The following is a 19,580-nucleotide window of genomic DNA, read 5'->3' as shown; positions in this document are numbered from 1 at the left end:
GGATCGCGGTCAATCGTCCAGGTCGTAGCCCTCCAGCAATACGGCACCGTCGGCGTCTCGGCGCACGCGGGTCAGCCCCGGGTGTTCGGCCTCCAGGCGCAGCAGCTCGCGGCGCTGTCGCTCGAGGGTGCCCTGCTGGCCGCGTACCTGTTCGAGCAGGCGGTGGTTCTCCTCGCGCAGCTGGTAGAGGTCGATGGCGCTCTGCAGGGCGTTTTCGATGTCGTAGTTCTCCCAGGGCTTGGAGAGGAAACGGTAGATCTCCGCGCGGTTGATCGCCTGCATCAGGGTGGCGCGGTCGCCGTGGGCGCTGAGCAGCATGCGCAGGGCGTCGGGCTGGCGCTGGCGGGCAAACTGCAGGTAGGTCAGGCCGTCCAGTTGCGGCATGTTGAGGTCGCAGACGATGGCGGCGTAGCGATGCTCGGCCAGGGCCGCCAGCGCCACCTCGGGATCGTCGAAAGCATGCAGCACCCAGCCCTGAGGCCGCAGCATGCGCTGGAGGGCATTGAGAATATGGGGTTCGTCGTCCACCAGCTGGATATTGATCATCGGGTCTGCTCCTTGACGGTGCCCGCGTCCACCTCGGGCAGGCGCACGTGTAGGGTGTAGCGCGCACCTTCGCTGGCCTCGAAGGCGATGAGCTTGTCGATCAGGGCGCGGCTGAGCTGCTTGCCGGCGTTGAGCAGGAGCATGCCGCTGTCGGCCTGGAGGTTGCGGGCCAGGACCATGCCGGGTTCCAGGCGGCGGGTGTCCATCGCCAGGACGTCGGGGTCGGTCTTCAGCAGGTCCGGGGCGCAACGGGTGCAGAGGTCGATGAAGGGCTGGCACAGTTGCGGGTCATAGAGGCGCCCGGCGTAGCGGGCGAGGAACAGCAAGGCCTCGTCGCGCGGCACCGCGCGTTGCAGCACCAGGCCGCATTGCAGCTCGACGAAGTCCACCGCCAGCTTGAGCAGACGGGCGCCGAAGGGAATGGCTTCGCCGTGCAACTGGTCGGGGAAGCCGGTGCCGTTCCAGCGTTCCTGGTGGTGGCGGATCAGCCGCCCGGCGTCGTGTAGCGGTTCCAGCGCCATCAGCAGGCTCTCGCCCAACTGCGGGTAGCGGCAATAGCGTTCCCGCTCTTCGCGGTGCAGCAGGTCGCTGGGCCGGCTCAGCAGGTGGTCGTCCCAGGTCAGCTTGCCGAGGTTGTAGAGCGCCGCGGCCATGGTCAGGTCGCGGGATTCCGCTTCCGGCAACTGGTGCTCTTCCGCGTAGGCGCGGACCAGGGCGATGACCTGGGCGTTGCCCTGCTTGTCGCCGGGCAGGCGCTGGGTGAGCAGGGCGGAGAAGACTTCGGTGGCGGTCACGTAGCTGCGGCGCAGCTCGTCGTAGGCGAGGTCGAGCATGTCGGCGGTCTGCTGCAGCTCGGCGGTGCGGTCGCGGACCCGCTGTTCCAGGCTGGCGTTGAGTTCCTGCAGGCGCTGGTTCTGTTCCAGGGTCAGGCGTTCCAGGCGCTGATGCTCGCGTTCGGCATGCTGGTGGGCCAGGGCCTGGCGCAGGGTGACGCGCAGTTCGTCGTCGTTCCAGGGTTTGCCCAGGTAGCGGTAGATCTGCCCCTGGTTGATGGCACGGATGCTGGTTTCCAGGTCGGTGGCGCCGGTGAGCAGCAGGCGCAGGGTACCGGGCCAGCGCCGCTGCACCTCGGCCAGCAGCGCAGGGCCGTCGAGGCCGGGCATGCGTGCGTCGGAGACGACCAGGTCGATGTCGTTCGCTGCCAGCAGGGCCAGGGCCTGGCTGCCACCGGAGGCGGTGAGCAGTTCGTAGGGTTCGCCGCGCAGTACGCGGCGCAGGGCACTGAGAATGTGCTCTTCGTCATCCACCAGCAGCAGGGTGGGACGGCGCTGGGCTTCACTCATGCGCTCGCTCCACCCGGTTGCTGGTGCGGCAACCAGACGCGGAAGCGCGTGCCCTGGCCGGGCTGGCTGGCCACTTCGATGCGGCCGTTGTGTTTCTGCACGATGTTGTAGGAAAGCGCGAGGCCCAGGCCCGTGCCCTTGCCCACCGGCTTGGTGGTGAAGAAGGGTTCGTAGATGCGATGGAGGATGGCCGGGTCGATGCCTTTGCCGTCGTCTTCCACTTCCAGCCAGACCCAGTCGTCCTCGTGACCGCTGCGCAGGGTGATGCGGCCGAAGCCCTCGATGGCGTGGGCGGCGTTGATCAGCAGGTTCATCACCACCTGGTTGATCTGCGAGGGAATGCACTCCACCAGCGGCAGCGCGCCATACTCGCGCACCACCTCGGCCTTGTACTTGAGTTCGTTGTTGACCAGGTTGAGGGTGCTGTCGACGCCCTTGTGCAGGTCGGCGGGGCGGAATTCCTCTTCTTCGATATGGGAGAAGTCCTTGAGGGAGGTGATGATCTTCTTGACTCGCTCGATGCCGTCCCCGGATTCATGAATCAGGGCCTCGACGTCGTTGCGGATGTAGTCGTACTCCAGGCTTTGCTTGAGCTGCTGCAGTTCTTCCAGGCTGCCGACGCCATCCACCGCGTCGACGATGCGCAGCAGGTCGTTGACGTAGCCGCTGAGGGTCTTGAGGTTGGAGAAGACATAGCCGATGGGGTTGTTGATCTCATGGGCGACGCCGGCCGCCAACTGGCCGATGGCGGCGAGCTTTTCCGACTGCAGTAACTGGGCGTTGGCCTTTTCCAGCTTGTGGACCAACTGCTCCTGCTGCAGCTGATTGCCGCCCAGGGCGTCGAGGACGTTGGCCAGTTGCTCGCTGGAGTCGTAGAGCATCAGGCCGTAGCAGCGCTCGCCCCCGCAGTCGAAGGGGAACAGCAGCGTGCTCTGCAAGCGTAACGGCGCTGCCTGGCCTTCGGGGCTGTAGGGCAACTGGATCAGGTAGGGGGCTTCGCGCCAATGGCTGTAGACGTGCAGGCCCTCTTCGCGGGCCCTGGCCACCATCTGCTCGAGGCGCGGTGTGTCGGCTTCCGGAAAGACCGCGGTCAGGGGCTGGTGCAGGGCGGGCTCCAGGGCCTTGCCACTGCGCAGGCTGACGAACTCGTTCCAGTGAAGGATGCGCAGGTCCCGGTCGAGGAGGATGATGCCCACCTCGATCTGTTCAACCAGGGCTCCGGCAAGATCCAAAGGGCTGCTGTCCATGATGTCGCCCGCTTTTTTTGCTGTGGAATGGTTGGCAGGGGTTGAATTCTGGCGCTTGTCCGACTTTGTTGTACGAAGTGTATGACAGATTTCAGGCGTCGGAATTTGTCGTGAAATCCTAGGCTGGCGTCGGACATTTCTTCCAACAAGGGACAAGGGTAGACGATGGAGCTGGCATCAAGCGCTGAGGCCGAGGTTCGTTACGAATTCTGCTTTCCCGATGGCCGCCTCTGGGTCCACGAGGTGAGCCTGGCGGCGCCGGATGAGTGCCTTGAGCCGGCGCCTGACTGGGTGCGCCTGGGATTTCGGCAATGCAGCCATTGCCCGCTGGACGCCGCGCAGGTGCGCGACTGCCCCTTCGCCCGCGCCCTGGTGCGGCCGGTGACGGTGCTGGCGAGTTCGCCCTCCTACGAGGAAGTGCAGGTGGCGGTGTCCTGGCGGGGACGGGAAATCCGCCAGCGGACTACCCTGCAGCGGGCCCTGGGCTCGCTACTGGGGCTGCTCGGGGCGACCAGCGGCTGTCCCCACACCCGGATGCTGCGGGCGATGGCCTGGTTCCACTGGCCGTTCAGTACCTCGGCCGAAACCCTCTACCGCTCCCTGGGCACCTACCTGCTGGGGCAGCACCTGCGCCGTCAGCGCGGGCTGGAGCCGGATTGGGACATGGACGGCCTGCGCGCGCTCTACCGCAACCTGCGCCAGGTCAACCTGGGCATGGCCGGCCGGCTGCGTGCCGCCGCCGAGGAGGACTCCAGCCTCAACGGCTTGATCCTGCTGGACCTGCTGGCGGCCGACACCCTGTATTCGCTGGACAGCTACGAGGGCGAACTGGATGGCTTCTTCGCGGAGTATTTCGAGGAGGAGTGAAGCTACTGGGTTGAACCTGGAGCGGTCATTGTGGGAGCGATTTCAATCGCGAAGCAGGTCGAAGACCTGCCGGGTGCTCCTGGGACGGCTTCGCCGTCCTTTCGCGAATGAATTCGCTCCCACAGGGGCACAGTTTTGTAGGGTGGGTTGAGGGACGGAACCCATCGATCAGGGCTCAGCCATTGAACCCCAAACGCTCCATCCAGGCGATGCCGACCCGACAATCGTTGGGTTTCGTCCCTCTACCCAACCTACGGCGTACATCGCGAATGGATTCGCCTACAGGGGAACAGTGCCGTCAGCCATTGAAGCCGAGGCGTTCCTTCCAGCGCATCTCCAGGGACTTGGTTTCGTGGTCGAAGGGGTGGAAGCCAGGACGGTAGTAGTCGAGGTAGGGGCGGATCATCTTCGGGAAATAACCCTCGCGGGGGCCGAACAGGGTCTTAAGGCCGCGTGCCCAGCTGCGCCAGTTGAACAGTTGGCCATCCTTGCGCATCAGGTGGATCTGGAAGGTCATGATCACGCCGAAGAACAGGAAGGTGGTCAGGAACATGGTGACGGTGCGGATCAGGTAACCGCCGCCGATGGCATTGTAGGCGTCGTAGCAGACCGCCTTGTGCTCGTTTTCCTCGATGGCGTGCCACATCCAGAGCTTGTACATCTTCGGGTCGTCCATCTGGGTGTTGATGTCCTCCCGGCGCAGCAGCTGTTCGGCCATGGTGGCGGTGAAATGCTCCAGGGCGCAGGTGGCGGCCAGGCGCTGTTTCTTCGTGGTGAAGCGGGTGACCCATTCCAGCAGCACCTTGATGCGCAGTTCCAGGCGCTCCAGGTCGATGCCGTGCGCGGCGGCGTAGTCGTTGTAGGTCGCGTGTTCCTTGGAGTGCATGGCTTCCTGGCCGATGAAGGCGCTGATGTCCTTCTGTAGCTGCCGGTCACCGACCTGGTCGCGTACGGCGCGGACGCTGTCGACGAAGAACTTCTCGCCATAAGGGAACAGCGAGGAGAGGTTGTTCATGAAGTGGGTCATGAAGGGATCGCCGCTCCACCAGTACTTCTGGGTCGATGCGAAGCTGAAGTCCATACGGCGCACGGGGAAATTGGCCTTGGGCAGGGAGGCGCTGGCGGTGGCGGTCATGGGGAATCCTCTCGGGCTCGGGGAGCCGTCCGTTCGTTGTCATCGGGAGGGCACGGCAACCGTGCCATCAGTCGATGTAACTATTGAGGATCACGAGGACAGGCGCGAGGGCCTGGGCGCCAACTTTCGGCGGGTGTTCGCGGGGGCTGCTGGGGTGCGCGGTAACGCCGGCGCGAGAGGCTGTAACCCGCCGCGGTCGGCCGTGCTTCGGTTGGGGCGGGCCCGCTAGGGCGGACCCGCGCGCCGCTCAACGCTCGTCGAGGGCGAAGGCGGTGAGGGAGAAGGTGGAAATGCCGGATTCGGCCAGGCGCTCGGAGCCGCCCAGTTCCGGCAGGTCGATGATGGCGGCGGCTTCATACACGCTGGCGCCCATGCGACGGACCAGGCGGGTGGCGGCCAGCAGGGTGCCGCCGGTGGCGATCAGGTCATCGAAGATCAGCACCTTGTCGCCTTCGCACAGGCTGTCGCTGTGGACTTCGAGGAAGGCCTCGCCGTACTCGGTCTGGTAGGGCTCGGAGAGCACGTCCGCTGGCAGCTTGCCCTGCTTGCGAAACAGCACCAGGGGCTTGTTGAGTTCGTAGGCGATGATCGAGCCGATCAGGAAGCCGCGGGCGTCCATGGCGCCGATATGGCTGAAGTCGGCTTCGACATAGCGCTGGATGAAGCTGTCGGCCACCAGGCGCAGGGCGCGGGGCGACTGGAACAGCGGGGTGATATCGCGGAACACCACGCCGGGCTTGGGGAAGTCCGGAACCGGGCGGATCAGGGTCTTGATGGAGAAGTCGTCGAAAATCATCGTCGATGCCTGGAGAAATGGGCGGGGTGGTACAGGCGCGGCCGCCGGAGCGGCGTGCCCTCGGGATCAGCTTTCGATGCTGCCGCCAGCCATGGCGCAGAGTTCGATGGGGTCCAGGATGCGCACCTCCTTGCCCTCGGCGGCGATCAGATCGGCCTGCTGGAAGCGGGTGAAGACGCGGGAAACGGTTTCCACCGCCAGGCCCAGGTAGTTGCCGATCTCACTGCGCGACATGGCCAGGCGGAACTGGCTGGCGGAGAAGCCGCGAGCGCGGAAACGCGCCGAGAGGTTGACCAGGAAGGTCGCGATGCGCTCGTCGGCGGTCTTCTTCGACAGCAGCAGCATCATCTGCTGGTCGTCGCGGATCTCGCGGCTCATTACACGCATCAGTTGGCGGCGCAGTTGCGGCAACTGGACCGAGAGTTCGTCCAGGCGCTCGAAGGGGATTTCGCACACCGAGGTGGTTTCCAGCGCCTGGGCGGAAACCGGGTAGAGTTCGGTGTCCATGCCGGACAGGCCCACCAGTTCGCTGGGCAGGTGGAAGCCGGTGATCTGTTCCTCGCCGGTATCGGTGCCGGTGAAGGTCTTGAGGGCGCCCGAACGTACCGCGAAGACCGAGCCAAACGCATCGCCCTGGCGAAACAGCAGTTCGCCCTTCTTCAGAGGGCGGCCGCGCCTGACGATCTCGTCGAGCGCATCCATGTCCTCCATGTTCAGCGACAGGGGCAGACAAAGGCTGGCCAGGCTGCAGTCCTTGCAGTGGGCCTGAGGTACGTTGCGCACCTTGATGATTTCGGACATGGGCCGTTCCTTGCGAGGCAATCACACAATGGCTGTAAGGTTAACGCAGGGTGTAGGCAACAGCTAGAAAAAGCCTACCTGACACTTCGCTCAAGATTCTGCAATGAAGGCCGATATCCGAGGCGAGATTCAGGCAAGGAGCGGCCAATGTTGCGCTTGGACACGAACAGCACGGTTTCGCGCGTGGCGGAGTCGGTGCGGCGACAGGCCGCACGCCAGGAAGGGGATTCGGTGGACATGGCGTCCCTGCGTCAGGGCCTCCGTGTCAGCCTGTCGGACCTGGGCAAGCCCGGCCAGCCGCCGAAGAACGACGACATCGACGAGAGCAGTCTGCCGGACGCCATCAAGGAAGTGCTGAAAATGATCCGCGAGATCAAGGCGCAGATCGCCGAGCGCAAGGCGGAACTGGAGGCCATCGCCGCCGACCGGAGCCTGGACGAGGAAACCCGCATGCAGCGTATGGAAGCGGTGCAATCCCAACTGGCGTCGCTGCAGGGAGCCCTGAGCAGCGCCAACGCGAACCTGGCCAAGCTGGTTCGCGAGGCCGGACTGAGTCAGGAACAGGCGGCGGAGCTGAGCGCGCTGCTGACCGCCTGAGTCCGCTTCAGATTACCCGGGAGAAACGCTGCGGGTTCTGCCCGACCAGGTAGTGGTCGAAGAGCATGCACAGCGAGCGCACCAGCAGGCGCCCGGCGGGCAGCACGTCGATGCGGCTGTCGCCCAGGGCGATCAGGCGATCCTGGTGCATTCGCTGCAGATGCGGCCAGATGCTGGCGAAGTAGCCGCGAAATTCGATGGTGAAGCGCGATTCGATGCTGGCGAAGTCCAGTTCGAACTGGCAAATGAGTTGCTGGATCACCGCCCGCCGGATTCGGTCGTCCCGGTCGCACACCAGGCCGCGCTGGGTGGCCAGCAGGTTCTGGCCCAGGGTGGCCTGGTATTCGGCGATTTGCACGGCGTTCTGGCAGTAGAGGTCGCCGATCTGGCTGATGGCCGACACCCCGAGGCCGATCAGGTCACAGTGACCGTGGGTGGTGTAGCCCTGGAAGTTGCGTTGCAGGCGGCTGTCCTCCTGGGCGATGGCCAGTTCGTCGTCGGGCAGGGCGAAGTGGTCCATGCCGATGTAGCGATACCCGGCGGCGCTCAACTGCTCGATGCTGCGCTGGAGCATGTCCAGTTTTTGTGCGGGGCTGGGCAGGTCTTCGCTGCGGATACGCCGCTGTGGCATGAAGCGCTCCGGCAGGTGGGCGTAGTTGAACACCGAGAGCCGGTCGGGCTGCAGGGCAATCACTTGGTCGACGGTGCGGGCGAAGCTGCTCGGGGTCTGCTTCGGCAGGCCGTAGATCAGGTCCAGGTTCAACGAGCGGTACTGCAGGGTCCGCGCGGCTTCGATGATGGCGCGGGTTTCCTCCAGGCTCTGCAGGCGATTGACGGCGCGCTGCACCGCCGGATCGAAGTCCTGAACGCCGAGGCTCACACGGTTGAAACCCAGCTCGCGAAGCAGGCCCATGGTGGACCAGTCGGCTTCGCGTGGGTCGATCTCGATGCCGTAGTCGCCGGAGTCGTCGTCCAGCAGGTTGAAGTGCTTGCGCAGGTGGCCCATCAGCCGACGCAGTTCGTCATGGCTGAGGAAGGTGGGGGTGCCGCCGCCGAAGTGCAGCTGCTCGATCTTCTGCCGTGGGTCGAGGTGGCAGGCGATCAGCTCGATTTCCCGCTCCAGACGCTCCAGGTAGGGCAGGGCGCGGCCGCGGTCCTTGGTGACGACCTTGTTGCAGGCGCAGTAGTAGCAGACGTTCGCGCAGAACGGCACGTGCACGTAAAGCGACAGCGGACGACGCGCCTTGCGGCTGCCGTCCAGGGCCTGGAGCAGGTCGCAGGGGCCCACCTTGTGGTTGAACTGCACGGCGGTGGGATAGGAGGTGTAGCGCGGGCCTGGGGTGTCGTAGCAGCGGATCAAATCCGCGTCCCAGCGAATGTTGTCGAGCATGCGGGTGTCCCCGGTTCGGCAGTCGGTAGCGGGGAGTCTAGGGAGCGTGCCGTCGGGCGGTCTTGATTTGTATCAAGGTGTTAGTGGATGTGCTGTTGGCCGCCGCTGGTAGCACCGTGGCCCATGAGCCAGGCCTGGTGTGGGCCGGGCAGGGTCCAGAGGCCGAAGAGGATCACCAGCAGGCCGCCGGCGATGCGCACGCCGCGCTGGCGCAGCAACGCGGTCAGGCGTTCGGCGGCGAGCCCCGTGGCGATCAGGACCGGCAGGGTGCCGAGGCCGAAGGCGAGCATCAACAGCGCGCTGTCCGTCGCCGAGCCCTGGCTGGCGGCCCAGAGCAGCGTGCTGTAGACCAGCCCGCAGGGCAGCCAGCCCCAGAGCCCGCCCAGCAACAGGGCGTGGGGCACGGAGGAAACCGGCAGCAGTCGGCGCGCCGCTGGTTGGAGATGCCGCCAGAGGCCACGGCCCAGGGCTTCGATGCGGGTCAGGCCGCTCCACCAGCCGGCCAGGTACAGGCCCATGCAGATCAGCAGCAGTGCCGCCACCACCCGCAGCGCCATGGCCGCCGGGCTGCTGGCGATGGCCCAGCCGGCCAGGCCAACGAGCAGGCCGGCGAGGGCGTAGCTGAAGATGCGCCCGGCGTTGTAGGCGAGCAGCAGACGCACGCGGCGGGCGCGTTGTTCCGGTGGGATGGCGAGGGTCAGGGCGCCCATCAGGCCGCCGCACATGCCGAGGCAGTGCCCGCCGCCGAGCAGGCCGAGGATGAGTGCGGACAGCAGCAGGGGTGCGAGTTCAGCCACGGGGCTTGTCCTGCTCGTCCTGCTGGTCTTTTTCGTTGCCCTCGGCTTCGGCGATGCCGGCCTGGTGCTTGGGGTCTTCGTCGTCGAAGAGGATGCTGTGGGCCGGGCCGTCGAGGTCGTCGTACTGGCCGCTGTCCACGGCCCAGAAGAACAGCCAGATGGCGAAACCGACCAGGCCGATGGCGACCGGGATCAGTACGTAAAGCGCTGGCATCAGGGGCTCCGATTGAGAATGCGTGGGTCAGGTGCGGGCCAGGCGCAGGGCGTTGACCACCACCAGCAGCGAGCTGACCGACATGCCGAAGGCCGCCCAGAGCGGAGTGATCCAGCCGAGGGCGGCGAAGGGCAGCACCAGGCCATTGTACAGGGTCGCCCAGGCCAGGTTCTCGACGATGATGCGGCGCGTCCGACGCGCCAGGGCGAAGGCCTGCACCAGGCTGTCGAGGCGGTTGGAGAGCAGCACGGCGTCGGCGCTGGTCTTGGCCAGGTCGGTGGCGCTGCCCATGGCGACACTGATATCGGCACCGGCCAGGACCGGCACGTCATTGACGCCGTCGCCGAGCATCAGCACCTTGTGACCCTGCTGGTGGAGCTGGCGCAGGACGTCCAGCTTGGCGTCCGGGGTCAGGCCGCCACGGGCGTCGTCGATGCCGAGCTGGCGGGCGATGCCGGCCACCATGGGCGAGCTGTCTCCGGAAAGCAGCAGCAGCTTCCAGCCGCGCGAGCGGCACGCGTCGAGCAGGGCCGGGGCGTCTTCCCGCAGGCGGTCGTCGAGGACGAACCAGGCCAACGGCCCCTGTTCGTCGCCCAGCAGCAGCCACTGGCCCTGGTCGCCGGGGATCGCCGGCGCCGGCTGGCCGCTGAGTTCGCTGACGAAACCGGGCTGGCCGATGCGCAGGCGGTGCGAGCCGACCCGGCCTTCCAGGCCTCGGCCGGCCACGCTCTGCACCTCGTCCGCCGCTTGCGGCGCACGGCCGAAGGCGCGGGCGATGGGGTGCTCGGAGCGGTTCTCGAGGGCGGCGGCAAGGGCCAGGCAAGCGTCGCGGTCCAGTTCGCCGAGGGCATGGATCGCGCTCAGGGTCAGACGGCCTTCGGTGAGGGTGCCGGTCTTGTCGAAAATCACCGTGTCGATCTGGTTCAGGCCTTCCAGCACGTGGCCACGGGTCAGCAGCAGGCCGAGTCTGTGCAGGCTGCCGGTGGCGGTGGTGAGGGCGGTGGGCGTGGCCAGGGCCAGGGCGCAGGGGCAGGTGGCGACCAGTAGCGAGAGCACGACCCAGAAGGCGCGGTCGGCATCGATCTGCCACCAGACCAGGCCGACGATGGCCGCGGCGCCAAGCACGATCAGCAGGAACCATTGCGCCACCTTGTCGGCCAGTTCGGCCAGGCGCGGCTTGTCGGCCTGGGCGCGTTCCAGCAGGCGGACGATGGCGGAGAGGCGGGTATCGTCGCCCAGGGCCTGCACTTCGATGGTCAGCGGCCCTTCGACGTTCAGGGTACCGGCGGTGACGGCATCGCCCTCGCCGCGCGGGTGGGGCAGATATTCGCCGGTGAGCAGGGATTCGTCGACGCTGGACTGGCCGGACAGGATACGGCCGTCGGCCGGTAGCAGGGCTCCCGGCGGTACCAGTACCCGGTCGCCGATATTCAGTTCGCTCAGCAGGATGCGCTCGCCCTGGCCGGCGGCGTCCAGGCGCAGGCAGGACGCCGGCAGCAGGTTGACCAGTTGCGCGGTGGCGGCGGCGGTGCGTTCGCGGGCGCGGCGTTCCAGGTAGCGACCGGCCAGGAGGAAGAGGGCGAACATGCCCACGGCGTCGAAATAGAGTTCGCCGACGCCGGTGACCGTGGACCAGATGCCGGCGACGTAGGCACCGCCGATGGCCAGGGAGACCGAGACGTCCATGGTCAGGTGGCGGGTGCGCAGGTCGCGCAGGGCGCCACGGAAGAACTGGCCGCAGCAGTAGAAGACGATGGGTGTGGTGAGGAACAGGCTGACCCAGCGCAGGATGGTGTCCAGCTCGGGCGACAGGTCGATGTTGAATTCCGGCCAGGTGGCCATGGCCGCCATCATCACCTGCATCCACAGCAGGCCGGCGACGCCCAGCTGGCGCATGGCGCGGCGGTTTTCGCTGGCCAGGCGCTCGGCGGCTTCGTCGGCCTTGTAGGGGTGGCCGGCGTAGCCGATCTTGCGCAGTTCCTTGAGCAGCCGGCTCAGCGGCAGTTGGCTATCGGACCAGCGCACCTGCAGGCGGTGGTTGGACAGGTTGAGGCTGGCCTCCGCCACGCCCGGCAGGGTCTTCAGGTGTTTCTCGATCAGCCAGCCGCAGGCGGCGCAGCTGATGCCTTCGATCAGCAGGCAGGTTTCGCTCAGTTCGCCCTGGTGCTGGACGAAGGGTTGCTGCACCTCGGCGCGGTCGTACAGCGCCAGCTCGTCGGGCAGCTCGCGGGGCAGGGCGTCGGGGTTGGCAGCGGTGTCGCTGCGGTGGTGGTAGTAGCTCTCAAGGCCACCGGCGACAATCGCCTCGGCTACCGCTTGGCACCCCGGACAGCACATGGCCCGCGTCTCTCCCAGCACGCGGGCCTCGAAACGGCTGCCGGTGGGTACCGGCAGACCGCAGTGGTAGCAGGAAAGCGGTGCGCTCACGCTTATTCGCCGAGGCGGATGACGCTGCCCTGCTCCAGGGTTTCCTCTTCGAACAGGCGCCAGTCCTGACCCTGCTCCTGGCCGATCAGCTCGACGAAGCGACGTCCGCTGACCGGGTCTTGCAGTTGCCCACGGTAGTGGCCGTCGGCCTGGGGCTGCAGGATGACGCGGCGGTCCTTCTCCGGCTGGGTGGGGGAGAGCAGGCTCAGTACCAACTGCTGCGGACGGCTCTGGCCCAGCAGTTGCAGGTCGACCGCGCCGCTGGCTTCGTCCAGTTGCAGGCTGGCCTGCATGCCGAGTTGCTCGGCCAGGTTCTCACGTTCCAGCGAGGTGTTGATGCCCTTGCCGACTTCGTAATAGTTGTCGGCCACCAGGCTCGGTGGGTTCTTGCTGGCGATCACCAGCATGGTGGTGCCGAGCACCACCGAGGTGCCGAGGATGGCCAGGATGAACCAGGGCCAGGGTTGCTTGTACCAGCGGCTGGGAGTTTCGGACTGCATGGATCTTCCGTTTGCTAGCGGACGCTGGGGCCGATGAAGCGGCTGTCGGCGTCGGTCTTGATGCTGGGGTCATCCGCGCTGTGGACGCGGAAGAGGATTTTGTTGGTGCTGGAGGGCAAGCGGTCCGGCTCGATGGACAGTTCCACCGGGACCGAGAGCACTTCGCCCGCGTCGGCGCGCACTTCGCGCTTGCCTTCGTAGACCAGATCGTCGAGGCCTTCGGCGTCGATGACGAAGGTCTGGTCAACCTGGGACTTGTTCATGATCTTCAGGGTGTAGACGTTCTCGATCCGGCCCTGCTCGTTCTCGCGGTACAGCACGCGGTCCTTGATCACGTCCAGTTCCACCAGGGAGCGGACGGCCACGGCGTAGGCGAAGAAGCCGATCATGGCGACGAGGGCGATAGCGTAACCGATCAGGCGCGGGCGCAGCAGGTGGGTCTTCTGGCCGTTGAGGTTGTGCTCGGTGGTGTAGCTGATCAGCCCTTTCGGGTAGTTCATCTTCTCCATGATGCTGTCGCAGGCGTCGATGCAGGCGGCGCAGCCGATGCACTCGATCTGCAGCCCGTCGCGGATGTCGATGCCGGTGGGGCAGACCTGGACGCACATGGTGCAGTCGATGCAGTCGCCGAGGCCCTGGGCCTTGTAGTCGATGCCTTTCTTGCGCGGGCCGCGGGATTCGCCGCGTCGCGGGTCGTAGGAGACGATCAGGGTGTCCTTGTCGAACATCACGCTCTGGAAACGTGCGTAAGGGCACATGTAGATGCACACCTGCTCGCGCAGCCAGCCGGCGTTGCCGTAGGTGGCCAGGGTGAAGAAGCCCACCCAGAAATAGGCCCAGCCGCTGGCTGCGCCGGTGAAGAAGTCGAACACCAGTTCGCGGATGGGGGTGAAGTAGCCGACGAAGGTCATGCCGGTGGCGAAGCCGATCAGCAGCCAGAGGCCGTGCTTGGCCGACTTGCGCAGCACTTTCTGCCCACTCATGGGGGCCTTGTCGAGCTTCATGCGCTGGTTGCGGTCACCTTCGGTGACCTTTTCGCACCACATGAAGATCCAGGTCCAGACGCTCTGCGGGCAGGTGTAGCCGCACCAGACGCGCCCGGCGAATACGGTGATGAAGAACAGGCCGAAGGCGCAGATGATCAGCAGCCAGGAGAGGAGGACGAAGTCCTGGGGCCAGAAGGTGGCGCCGAAGATGTAGAACTTGCGCTCGGGCAGGTTCCACCAGACGGCCTGGCGGTCGTTCCAGCTGAGCCAGACGGTGCCGAAGTAGAGCAGGAAGAGGAAAGCGCCGCCGGTCATCCGCAGGTTGCGGAACAGGCCGGTGAAGGCTCGGGTGTAGATTTTTTCGCGACTGGCGTACAGGTCGGTGGTTTCACCGCCCTTGGCCGGGGGAGGGGTGACGTTCTTGACGGGAATCTGTTCGCTCATCGTTCTCATACCACGGCGGTTGTCGGCGCTCTGACCAGTGCATTGCCGGTCCGAGTCATTCCATCCGCCCTATATGGTACGCCTGATAGCGGCCTGCCATGTGCGACAGTGCGTCGCGCATGGCAGGCTGGGTGTTACTTGGTTTCAGCGTTCGCGGCGGGCTTCTGCGACAGGCTGAAAACGTAGGCGGCCAGCAGGTGCACCTTGTCGTTGCCGAGGATTTGCTCCTGGGCCGGCATGGTGCCTTGGCGACCATAGCGGATGGTCTGCTGCAGCTGAGCGTAGCTGCTGCCGTAGATGAAGGCGCCCGGGTGGGTCAGGTTGGGCGCGCCCATGGCCGGGGTGCCCTTGGCTTCCGGACCGTGGCAGGCCACGCAGTTGGCGGCGAAGATGGCCTTGCCGGCTTCCGGATCGGCTTTCACGTCCTTCGGCAGCTCGCGCCCATGCAGGGTCACGCGCAGGAAAGCGGCAACGTCGCGTACGCCCTGGTCGCCGATGACTTCACCCCAGGCCGGCATCACGCCATGGCGGCCACCCATGATGGTGGTCTTGATGGTGGCGGCGTCGCCACCCCAGCGCCAGTCGTGGTCGGTCAGGTTCGGGAAACCATAGGCACCCTTGGCGTCGGAGCCGTGGCACACGGAGCAGTAGGAGGCGAACATGCGGCCACCCATTTTCAGCGCCTGCGGGTCCTGGGCTACTTGCTCGATGGGCATGGCAGCGTACTTAGCGAAGATCGGACCGTATTCCTTATCGGCCTTGTCCATCTCCTTTTCCCACTGGTGCACGCCGGTCCAGCCGGTCTCGCCGTTGGCGAAGGGTTTGCCTTCGGCCACTTCGTTGTAACCGGGGAAGATGCCTTTCCAGTTGCCCATGCCCGGGTACATGACCAGGTAGCCGACGGCGAAGATCAGGGTGCCGACGAACAGCATGAACCACCACTTGGGCAGCGGGTTGTCGTATTCCTCGATGCCGTCGAAGGCGTGGCCAACGGTTTCTTCGGTGCTTTCCTGGCGCTGGCCACGGCGGGTGGCGAAGATCAGCCAGGTCAGCGCTACCAGCGTGGCGCTGGTGAGCAGGGTTACATACCAACTCCAGAACGAAGTCATTCTTTCTCACTCCTAGAAGCTTGCTCGTCGCGCTTGGAGGATTTGGGCGGCTCGTCCGCGAAGGGCAGGTTGGCCGCTTCGTCGAAGCTGCTCTTGCGCTTGCTGCTGTAGGCCCAGAGCACGACGCCGATAAAGGCTACGAAAACCACGAAGGTGCCTATGCCGCGGAGAGTCCCGATATCCATCTTGCGTTACCGTTTGTTCTTGATAGCGGTGCCCAGACCTTGCAGGTATGCCACGACGGCATCCATCTCGGTCTTGCCTTTGACTGCTGCCTTGGCGCCGGCGATGTCTTCGTCGGTGTAGGGCACGCCCAGCTTGCGCAGAGCTTCCATCTTGTCGGCGGTGTGCTTGCCGTCGAGCTTGTTCTCAACCAGCCAGGGGTAGGACGGCATCTTCGATTCCGGCACTACGTTGCGCGGGTTGTAGAGGTGCGCGCGGTGCCAGTCGTCGGAGTAGCGGCCGCCGACGCGGGCCAGGTCCGGACCGGTACGCTTGGAGCCCCACAGGAAGGGGTGGTCCCAGACGCTTTCGCCGGCGACGGAGTAGTGGCCGTAGCGCTCGGTTTCGGCGCGGAACGGACGGACCATCTGCGAGTGGCAGCCGACGCAGCCTTCGCGGATGTAGATGTCACGGCCTTCGAGTTCCAGGGCGGTGCGCGGCTTCATGCCTTCCACCGGGGTGTTGGTCACGTCCTGGAAGAACAGCGGCACGATCTGCACCAGGCCGCCAATGCTCACGGCGATCACCATGAACAGGGCCAGCAGGCCGATGTTCTTCTCGACTAATTCGTGTTGCTTCATTAGTGAGCTCCTTGCGGGATCTGCGCAGCGGCGTCGTATTCAGCCGGCTTCGCAGCACGTACGGTGCGATAGGTGTTGTAGGCCATCAGCAGCATGCCGGTAACGAAGAAGGCACCGCCGATCATGCGCACCAGGTAGCCCAGGTGGCTGGCTTCCAGGGCTTCGACGAAGGAGTAGGTGAGGGTGCCGTCTTCGTTGACTGCACGCCACATCAGGCCCTGGGTGATGCCGTTGACCCACATGGAGGCGATGTAGAGCACGGTACCGATGGTGGCCAGCCAGAAGTGCGCGTTGATCAGGCCCACGCTGTGCATCTGCTCGCGGCCGAACACCTTCGGGATCAGGTGGTACAGCGAGCCGATGGAGATCATGGCAACCCAGCCGAGGGCGCCGGCGTGTACGTGGCCGATGGTCCAGTCGGTGTAGTGGGAGAGGGCGTTGACGGTCTTGATGGCCATCATCGGGCCTTCGAAGGTGGACATGCCGTAGAAGGCCAGGGACACCACCAGGAAGCGCAGGATGGGGTCGGAACGCAGCTTATGCCAGGCGCCGGACAGGCTCATCATGCCGTTGATCATGCCGCCCCAGGAGGGCGCCAGCAGGATCAGGGACATGGCCATGCCGAGGGACTGGGCCCAGTCCGGCAGGGCGGTGTAGTGCAGGTGGTGCGGACCGGCCCAGATGTACAGGGTGATCAGCGCCCAGAAGTGCACGATGGACAGGCGATAGGAGTAGATCGGACGCTCGGCCTGCTTCGGCACGAAGTAGTACATCATCCCCAGGAAGCCGGTGGTCAGGAAGAAGCCCACGGCGTTGTGGCCGTACCACCACTGGATCATGGCGTCGGTGGCGCCGGAGTACATGGAGTACGACTTGAAGGCGTAGACCGGCATTTCCATGCTGTTGACGATGTGCAGCATGGCGGTTACCAGGATGAAGGCGCCGAAGAACCAGTTGCCCACGTAGATGTGCTTGGTCTTGCGCTTCATGATGGTGCCGAAGAAGACGACGCAGTAGGTGATCCAGACAACACCCAGGAGGATGTCGATCGGCCACTCGAGCTCGGCGTATTCCTTGGAAGAGGTGTAACCCAGCGGCAGGGTGATGATTGCCAGCACGATCACGGCTTGCCAACCCCAGAAGGTGAAGGCGGCCAGACTGTCGGATACCAGGCGGGTCTGGCAGGTGCGCTGCACCACGTAGTAGGAAGTGGCGAACAGGGCGCATCCGCCGAAGGCGAAGATCACCGCGTTGGTATGCAGGGGGCGCAGGCGGCCGAACGAGGTCCAGGGCAGGTTCAGGTTGAGTTCCGGCCACACGAGTTGTGCGGCGATGAACACGCCTAGACCCATCCCTATGACCCCCCAGATCACCGTCATAATGGCGAACTGGCGGACCACCTTATAGTTATAAGCAGTCTGACTGATTGCTGTGCTCATGCTAGGGGTTCCACGGTTAATGGAGTTTTTTGGGGACAAAAAATCGGCGGCAAGTATGGAGAAAGAGGGTAGCCATTGCAACGACACAAGCCGACACAATCCGGGCTGGGAGGCCCACTGGACAAGGATTTGCGGCTGTGCTGCCGGTGCTTTTCGACCTGCCGTCGAAATCTGGTGGGGGGCGTGACCGGAGGGATCGCCTTGGCGTAGTCGCAGGTGGCGAGTGGAAAGCAGCTTAGCCGATGTCAAATCAGGCAGGGTGCTACTGGTCGGAGAGGTGCGACACTGGGTCGCACTATATAAAGGAAGGGGACACATCCCTGTGTCCTGGGCACCCGGTCCTGGATGCCGTCTGCAGTTCGGCCCTGGGGCCGGCTGCCTGGGAGGAGCGGCGCGTCCCTGCGCCGCCCCGTCAGCCTCGCTACTTGTCAGCCAGCTCCTGCGCCTTGTGGGACAGGTTGTAGATGTAAGCCGCTAGAACGTGGACCTTGTCCTGGCCAAGGTATTCCTGTTGGGCTGGCATGGTGCCTTGGCGACCATGGCGGATGGTCTGCTGCAGCTGGGCGAGGCTCGAGCCGTAGATCCAGCCGGCCGGGTGGGTCAGGTCCGGTGCGCCCATGGCGGCCAGGCCCTTGCCTTCGGCGCCGTGGCAGGCAACGCAGGTGGTGGCGAACAGCTTCCGGCCGGCTTCTACGTCTGCGGTGCTGCCTTCGGGCAGTTTCAGGCCGGCCAGGTCCTGGCGGACGTAGGCGGCGACGTTCTTCACGCCTTCATCGCCCAGGATTTCGCCCCAGGCCGGCATGGCGGCGACGCGACCATGGAGGATGGAGGCCTTGATGGTTTCCGGCTCGCCGCCCCAGCGCCAGTTGCTGTCGGTGAGGTTGGGGAAGCCCAGGGCGCCCTTGGCATCCGAACCGTGGCAGATGGAGCAGTAGGTGGCGAACAGGCGGCCGCCCATTTTCATGGCGTCCGGGTCCTGGGCCACCGCCTCGATGGCCATGGCGGAGTAGCGGGCGAAGATGGGGCCGTATTGCTGGTCGGCCTTTTTCACTTCGCGCTGCCACTGGGCTTCCTGGGTCCAGCCGTTCGCATAGCCGGGGAACAGGCCTTTCCAGTTGCCCAGGCCCGGGTAGAGCGCCAGGTAGCCGATGGCGAACACCAGGGTGCCGACGAACAGCATGAACCACCACTTGGGCAGCGGGTTGTCGTACTCCTCGATGCCATCGAAGGCATGGCCCATGGTCTCGTCCGTGGTGCCTTTGGGTTCGCCCTTGCGGGTGGCGAAGATCAGCCAGACCAGCGCCAGCAGGGTGAAGAGGGTGAGCAGGGAGATGTACCAGCTCCAGAAAGTGGTCATGGGTGGGAGCTCCTGGAATCGTTTCGGTCATCGTCGGCGAAGGGCAGGTTGGCGGCCTCGTCGAACGCGGCTTTGCGCTTGGCGCTGAAGGCCCAGAGCAGTACGCCGAGGGTGGCAATCAGCACCATCAGGGTGCCGAGGCCTCGCAGGGTTCCGATGTCCATGGTCCTTACCTCTTGTTCTTCAAGCTGGTGCCCAGCACCTGCAGGTAGGCGACCAGGGCGTCCATTTCGGTCTTGCCCTTGACCGCGGCCTGGGCACCGGCCACATCCGCGTCGCTGTAGGGCACGCCGAGCGTCTGCATGGCGCGCAGCTTGGCGGCGGTGTCCTGGCCGTCCAGGGTGTTCTCCACCAGCCAGGGGTAGGCCGGCATCTTCGATTCCGGCACCACGTTGCGCGGGTTGTAGAGGTGCGCGCGGTGCCAGTCGTCGGAGTAGCGGCCGCCGACGCGGGCCAGGTCCGGACCGGTACGTTTGGAGCCCCACAGGAAGGGGTGGTCCCAGACGCTTTCGCCGGCGACGGAGTAGTGGCCGTAGCGCTCGGTCTCGGCACGGAACGGGCGGATCATCTGCGAGTGGCAGCCGACGCAGCCTTCGCGGATGTAGATGTCGCGGCCTTCCAGTTGCAGGGCGGTGTAGGGCTTCATGCCTTCCACCGGGGTGTTGGTCACGTCCTGGAAGAACAGGGGCACGATCTGCACCAGGCCGCCGATGCTGACGGCCAGGATCATGAACAGGGCCATCAGGCCGACGTTCTTCTCGATGACTTCATGCTTTTTCATC

The 19,580-nt window shown here is 65.3% G+C and carries 21 protein-coding genes; 2 read left to right on the top strand and 19 right to left on the bottom strand.

All coding sequences use genetic code 11. The annotated features are described in order from the left end of the window. Positions 1–9: 9 nt before the first annotated feature. The 3 genes from PJW05_RS18015 to PJW05_RS18005 are packed head-to-tail and all read right to left on the bottom strand — an operon-like array spanning position 10 to position 3,136. Positions 10–546 (bottom strand): response regulator, encoded by a 537-nt coding sequence (locus PJW05_RS18015; RefSeq protein WP_271408335.1) that lies wholly within the window; start codon positions 544–546, stop codon positions 10–12. Continuing rightward, positions 543–1,889 carry an HD domain-containing phosphohydrolase gene (locus PJW05_RS18010; RefSeq protein ID WP_271408334.1) on the bottom strand — a complete coding sequence of 449 codons (1,347 nt, stop codon included), beginning with the start codon at positions 1,887–1,889 and terminating at the stop codon, positions 543–545. The genes PJW05_RS18015 and PJW05_RS18010 overlap by 4 nt, the downstream gene beginning before the upstream one ends. After that, positions 1,886–3,136: an ATP-binding protein gene (locus tag PJW05_RS18005; protein ID WP_271408333.1), complete on the bottom strand. Its 1,251-nt coding sequence runs from the start codon at positions 3,134–3,136 to the stop codon at positions 1,886–1,888. Before PJW05_RS18005 ends, PJW05_RS18010 begins: the two co-directional genes overlap by 4 nt. Before the next feature lie 165 nt (positions 3,137–3,301). Between PJW05_RS18005 and PJW05_RS18000 the strand changes: the two genes are divergently transcribed. Then, positions 3,302–4,003, top strand: a complete 702-nt coding sequence (locus PJW05_RS18000) for a DUF6901 family protein (RefSeq protein ID WP_271408332.1) — start codon at positions 3,302–3,304, stop codon at positions 4,001–4,003. A 298-nt stretch (positions 4,004–4,301) separates the two neighbouring features. Here the strand turns inward: PJW05_RS18000 and PJW05_RS17995 are convergent, their stop codons facing one another. From PJW05_RS17995 to fnr, 3 genes are all read right to left on the bottom strand, one after another. After that, positions 4,302–5,138 carry a metal-dependent hydrolase gene (locus PJW05_RS17995; RefSeq protein ID WP_271408331.1) on the bottom strand — a complete coding sequence of 279 codons (837 nt, stop codon included), beginning with the start codon at positions 5,136–5,138 and terminating at the stop codon, positions 4,302–4,304. Between the two features lie 247 nt (positions 5,139–5,385). Continuing rightward, the gene (locus PJW05_RS17990) at positions 5,386–5,934 is read right to left on the bottom strand and encodes an adenine phosphoribosyltransferase (RefSeq protein WP_271408330.1); all 549 of its coding nucleotides are present in this window, start codon (positions 5,932–5,934) and stop codon (positions 5,386–5,388) included. A 66-nt stretch (positions 5,935–6,000) separates the two neighbouring features. Next, positions 6,001–6,735 carry a fumarate/nitrate reduction transcriptional regulator Fnr gene (gene fnr / locus PJW05_RS17985; RefSeq protein ID WP_271408329.1) on the bottom strand — a complete coding sequence of 245 codons (735 nt, stop codon included), beginning with the start codon at positions 6,733–6,735 and terminating at the stop codon, positions 6,001–6,003. A 147-nt stretch (positions 6,736–6,882) separates the two neighbouring features. Between fnr and PJW05_RS17980 the strand changes: the two genes are divergently transcribed. Beyond that, positions 6,883–7,332 carry a hypothetical protein gene (locus PJW05_RS17980; RefSeq protein ID WP_271408328.1) on the top strand — a complete coding sequence of 150 codons (450 nt, stop codon included), beginning with the start codon at positions 6,883–6,885 and terminating at the stop codon, positions 7,330–7,332. 7 nt (positions 7,333–7,339) lie between these two features. Here the strand turns inward: PJW05_RS17980 and hemN are convergent, their stop codons facing one another. The 13 genes from hemN to ccoO (PJW05_RS17915) all read right to left on the bottom strand — a co-directional run bounded on the left by hemN (position 7,340) and on the right by ccoO (PJW05_RS17915) (position 19,579). After that, entirely contained in the window at positions 7,340–8,722 is a 1,383-nt protein-coding gene (gene hemN, locus PJW05_RS17975) for an oxygen-independent coproporphyrinogen III oxidase (protein ID WP_271408327.1), read from the bottom strand. 80 nt (positions 8,723–8,802) lie between these two features. Beyond that, complete coding sequence (locus PJW05_RS17970) at positions 8,803–9,519, bottom strand: sulfite exporter TauE/SafE family protein (RefSeq protein WP_271408326.1); 717 nt, start codon at positions 9,517–9,519, stop codon at positions 8,803–8,805. Further along, the gene (gene ccoS / locus PJW05_RS17965; protein WP_271408325.1) at positions 9,512–9,733 is read right to left on the bottom strand and encodes a cbb3-type cytochrome oxidase assembly protein CcoS; all 222 of its coding nucleotides are present in this window, start codon (positions 9,731–9,733) and stop codon (positions 9,512–9,514) included. Before ccoS ends, PJW05_RS17970 begins: the two co-directional genes overlap by 8 nt. Before the next feature lie 27 nt (positions 9,734–9,760). Then, entirely contained in the window at positions 9,761–12,160 is a 2,400-nt protein-coding gene (locus PJW05_RS17960) for a heavy metal translocating P-type ATPase (protein ID WP_271408324.1), read from the bottom strand. 2 nt (positions 12,161–12,162) lie between these two features. Beyond that, on the bottom strand, positions 12,163–12,660 hold the full coding sequence (locus PJW05_RS17955; protein WP_271408323.1) for a FixH family protein: 498 nt from the start codon (positions 12,658–12,660) through the stop codon (positions 12,163–12,165). A gap of 14 nt (positions 12,661–12,674) precedes the next feature. Continuing rightward, entirely contained in the window at positions 12,675–14,090 is a 1,416-nt protein-coding gene (ccoG, locus tag PJW05_RS17950) for a cytochrome c oxidase accessory protein CcoG (RefSeq protein ID WP_271408322.1), read from the bottom strand. A gap of 134 nt (positions 14,091–14,224) precedes the next feature. After that, positions 14,225–15,199, bottom strand: a complete 975-nt coding sequence (ccoP, locus tag PJW05_RS17945) for a cytochrome-c oxidase, cbb3-type subunit III (protein ID WP_271408321.1) — start codon at positions 15,197–15,199, stop codon at positions 14,225–14,227. Further along, positions 15,196–15,384 (bottom strand): cbb3-type cytochrome oxidase subunit 3, encoded by a 189-nt coding sequence (locus PJW05_RS17940; protein WP_271408320.1) that lies wholly within the window; start codon positions 15,382–15,384, stop codon positions 15,196–15,198. Before PJW05_RS17940 ends, ccoP (PJW05_RS17945) begins: the two co-directional genes overlap by 4 nt. Before the next feature lie 6 nt (positions 15,385–15,390). Further along, positions 15,391–16,002 (bottom strand): cytochrome-c oxidase, cbb3-type subunit II, encoded by a 612-nt coding sequence (ccoO, locus tag PJW05_RS17935; protein ID WP_271408319.1) that lies wholly within the window; start codon positions 16,000–16,002, stop codon positions 15,391–15,393. Further along, positions 16,002–17,441, bottom strand: a complete 1,440-nt coding sequence (gene ccoN, locus PJW05_RS17930; protein ID WP_271408318.1) for a cytochrome-c oxidase, cbb3-type subunit I — start codon at positions 17,439–17,441, stop codon at positions 16,002–16,004. The genes ccoO (PJW05_RS17935) and ccoN overlap by 1 nt, the downstream gene beginning before the upstream one ends. 421 nt (positions 17,442–17,862) lie before the next feature. Then, the gene (ccoP, locus tag PJW05_RS17925; protein ID WP_271408317.1) at positions 17,863–18,798 is read right to left on the bottom strand and encodes a cytochrome-c oxidase, cbb3-type subunit III; all 936 of its coding nucleotides are present in this window, start codon (positions 18,796–18,798) and stop codon (positions 17,863–17,865) included. Then, positions 18,795–18,962 carry a cbb3-type cytochrome oxidase subunit 3 gene (locus PJW05_RS17920; protein WP_271408316.1) on the bottom strand — a complete coding sequence of 56 codons (168 nt, stop codon included), beginning with the start codon at positions 18,960–18,962 and terminating at the stop codon, positions 18,795–18,797. Before PJW05_RS17920 ends, ccoP (PJW05_RS17925) begins: the two co-directional genes overlap by 4 nt. A 5-nt stretch (positions 18,963–18,967) precedes the next feature. Beyond that, on the bottom strand, positions 18,968–19,579 hold the full coding sequence (ccoO, locus tag PJW05_RS17915) for a cytochrome-c oxidase, cbb3-type subunit II (RefSeq protein WP_271408315.1): 612 nt from the start codon (positions 19,577–19,579) through the stop codon (positions 18,968–18,970). Position 19,580: the final 1 nt, after the last annotated feature.

Source organism: Pseudomonas sp. Q1-7 (genome assembly GCF_028010285.1).
In the GTDB taxonomy this organism is placed as follows: Bacteria; Pseudomonadota; Gammaproteobacteria; order Pseudomonadales; family Pseudomonadaceae; genus Metapseudomonas.
The sequence above is the reverse complement of the archived record's forward strand: the minus strand, read 5'-3'. Positions and strand labels throughout refer to the sequence as shown.

What these genes read in the sequence shown, in the direction of transcription:
- PJW05_RS18015 (WP_271408335.1), bottom strand. Translation starts at nt 546, where the DNA reads ATGATCAATATCCAGCTGGTGGACGACGAACCCCATATTCTCAATGCC.
- PJW05_RS18010 (WP_271408334.1), bottom strand. Translation starts at nt 1,889, where the DNA reads ATGAGTGAAGCCCAGCGCCGTCCCACCCTGCTGCTGGTGGATGACGAA.
- PJW05_RS18005 (WP_271408333.1), bottom strand. Translation starts at nt 3,136, where the DNA reads ATGGACAGCAGCCCTTTGGATCTTGCCGGAGCCCTGGTTGAACAGATC.
- PJW05_RS18000 (WP_271408332.1), top strand. Translation starts at nt 3,302, where the DNA reads ATGGAGCTGGCATCAAGCGCTGAGGCCGAGGTTCGTTACGAATTCTGC.
- PJW05_RS17995 (WP_271408331.1), bottom strand. Translation starts at nt 5,138, where the DNA reads ATGACCGCCACCGCCAGCGCCTCCCTGCCCAAGGCCAATTTCCCCGTG.
- PJW05_RS17990 (WP_271408330.1), bottom strand. Translation starts at nt 5,934, where the DNA reads ATGATTTTCGACGACTTCTCCATCAAGACCCTGATCCGCCCGGTTCCG.
- fnr (WP_271408329.1), bottom strand. Translation starts at nt 6,735, where the DNA reads ATGTCCGAAATCATCAAGGTGCGCAACGTACCTCAGGCCCACTGCAAG.
- PJW05_RS17980 (WP_271408328.1), top strand. Translation starts at nt 6,883, where the DNA reads ATGTTGCGCTTGGACACGAACAGCACGGTTTCGCGCGTGGCGGAGTCG.
- hemN (WP_271408327.1), bottom strand. Translation starts at nt 8,722, where the DNA reads ATGCTCGACAACATTCGCTGGGACGCGGATTTGATCCGCTGCTACGAC.
- ccoS (WP_271408325.1), bottom strand. Translation starts at nt 9,733, where the DNA reads ATGCCAGCGCTTTACGTACTGATCCCGGTCGCCATCGGCCTGGTCGGT.
- PJW05_RS17955 (WP_271408323.1), bottom strand. Translation starts at nt 12,660, where the DNA reads ATGCAGTCCGAAACTCCCAGCCGCTGGTACAAGCAACCCTGGCCCTGG.
- ccoG (WP_271408322.1), bottom strand. Translation starts at nt 14,090, where the DNA reads ATGAGCGAACAGATTCCCGTCAAGAACGTCACCCCTCCCCCGGCCAAG.
- ccoP (WP_271408321.1), bottom strand. Translation starts at nt 15,199, where the DNA reads ATGACTTCGTTCTGGAGTTGGTATGTAACCCTGCTCACCAGCGCCACG.
- PJW05_RS17940 (WP_271408320.1), bottom strand. Translation starts at nt 15,384, where the DNA reads ATGGATATCGGGACTCTCCGCGGCATAGGCACCTTCGTGGTTTTCGTA.
- ccoO (WP_271408319.1), bottom strand. Translation starts at nt 16,002, where the DNA reads ATGAAGCAACACGAATTAGTCGAGAAGAACATCGGCCTGCTGGCCCTG.
- ccoN (WP_271408318.1), bottom strand. Translation starts at nt 17,441, where the DNA reads ATGAGCACAGCAATCAGTCAGACTGCTTATAACTATAAGGTGGTCCGC.
- ccoP (WP_271408317.1), bottom strand. Translation starts at nt 18,798, where the DNA reads ATGACCACTTTCTGGAGCTGGTACATCTCCCTGCTCACCCTCTTCACC.
- PJW05_RS17920 (WP_271408316.1), bottom strand. Translation starts at nt 18,962, where the DNA reads ATGGACATCGGAACCCTGCGAGGCCTCGGCACCCTGATGGTGCTGATT.
- ccoO (WP_271408315.1), bottom strand. Translation starts at nt 19,579, where the DNA reads ATGAAAAAGCATGAAGTCATCGAGAAGAACGTCGGCCTGATGGCCCTG.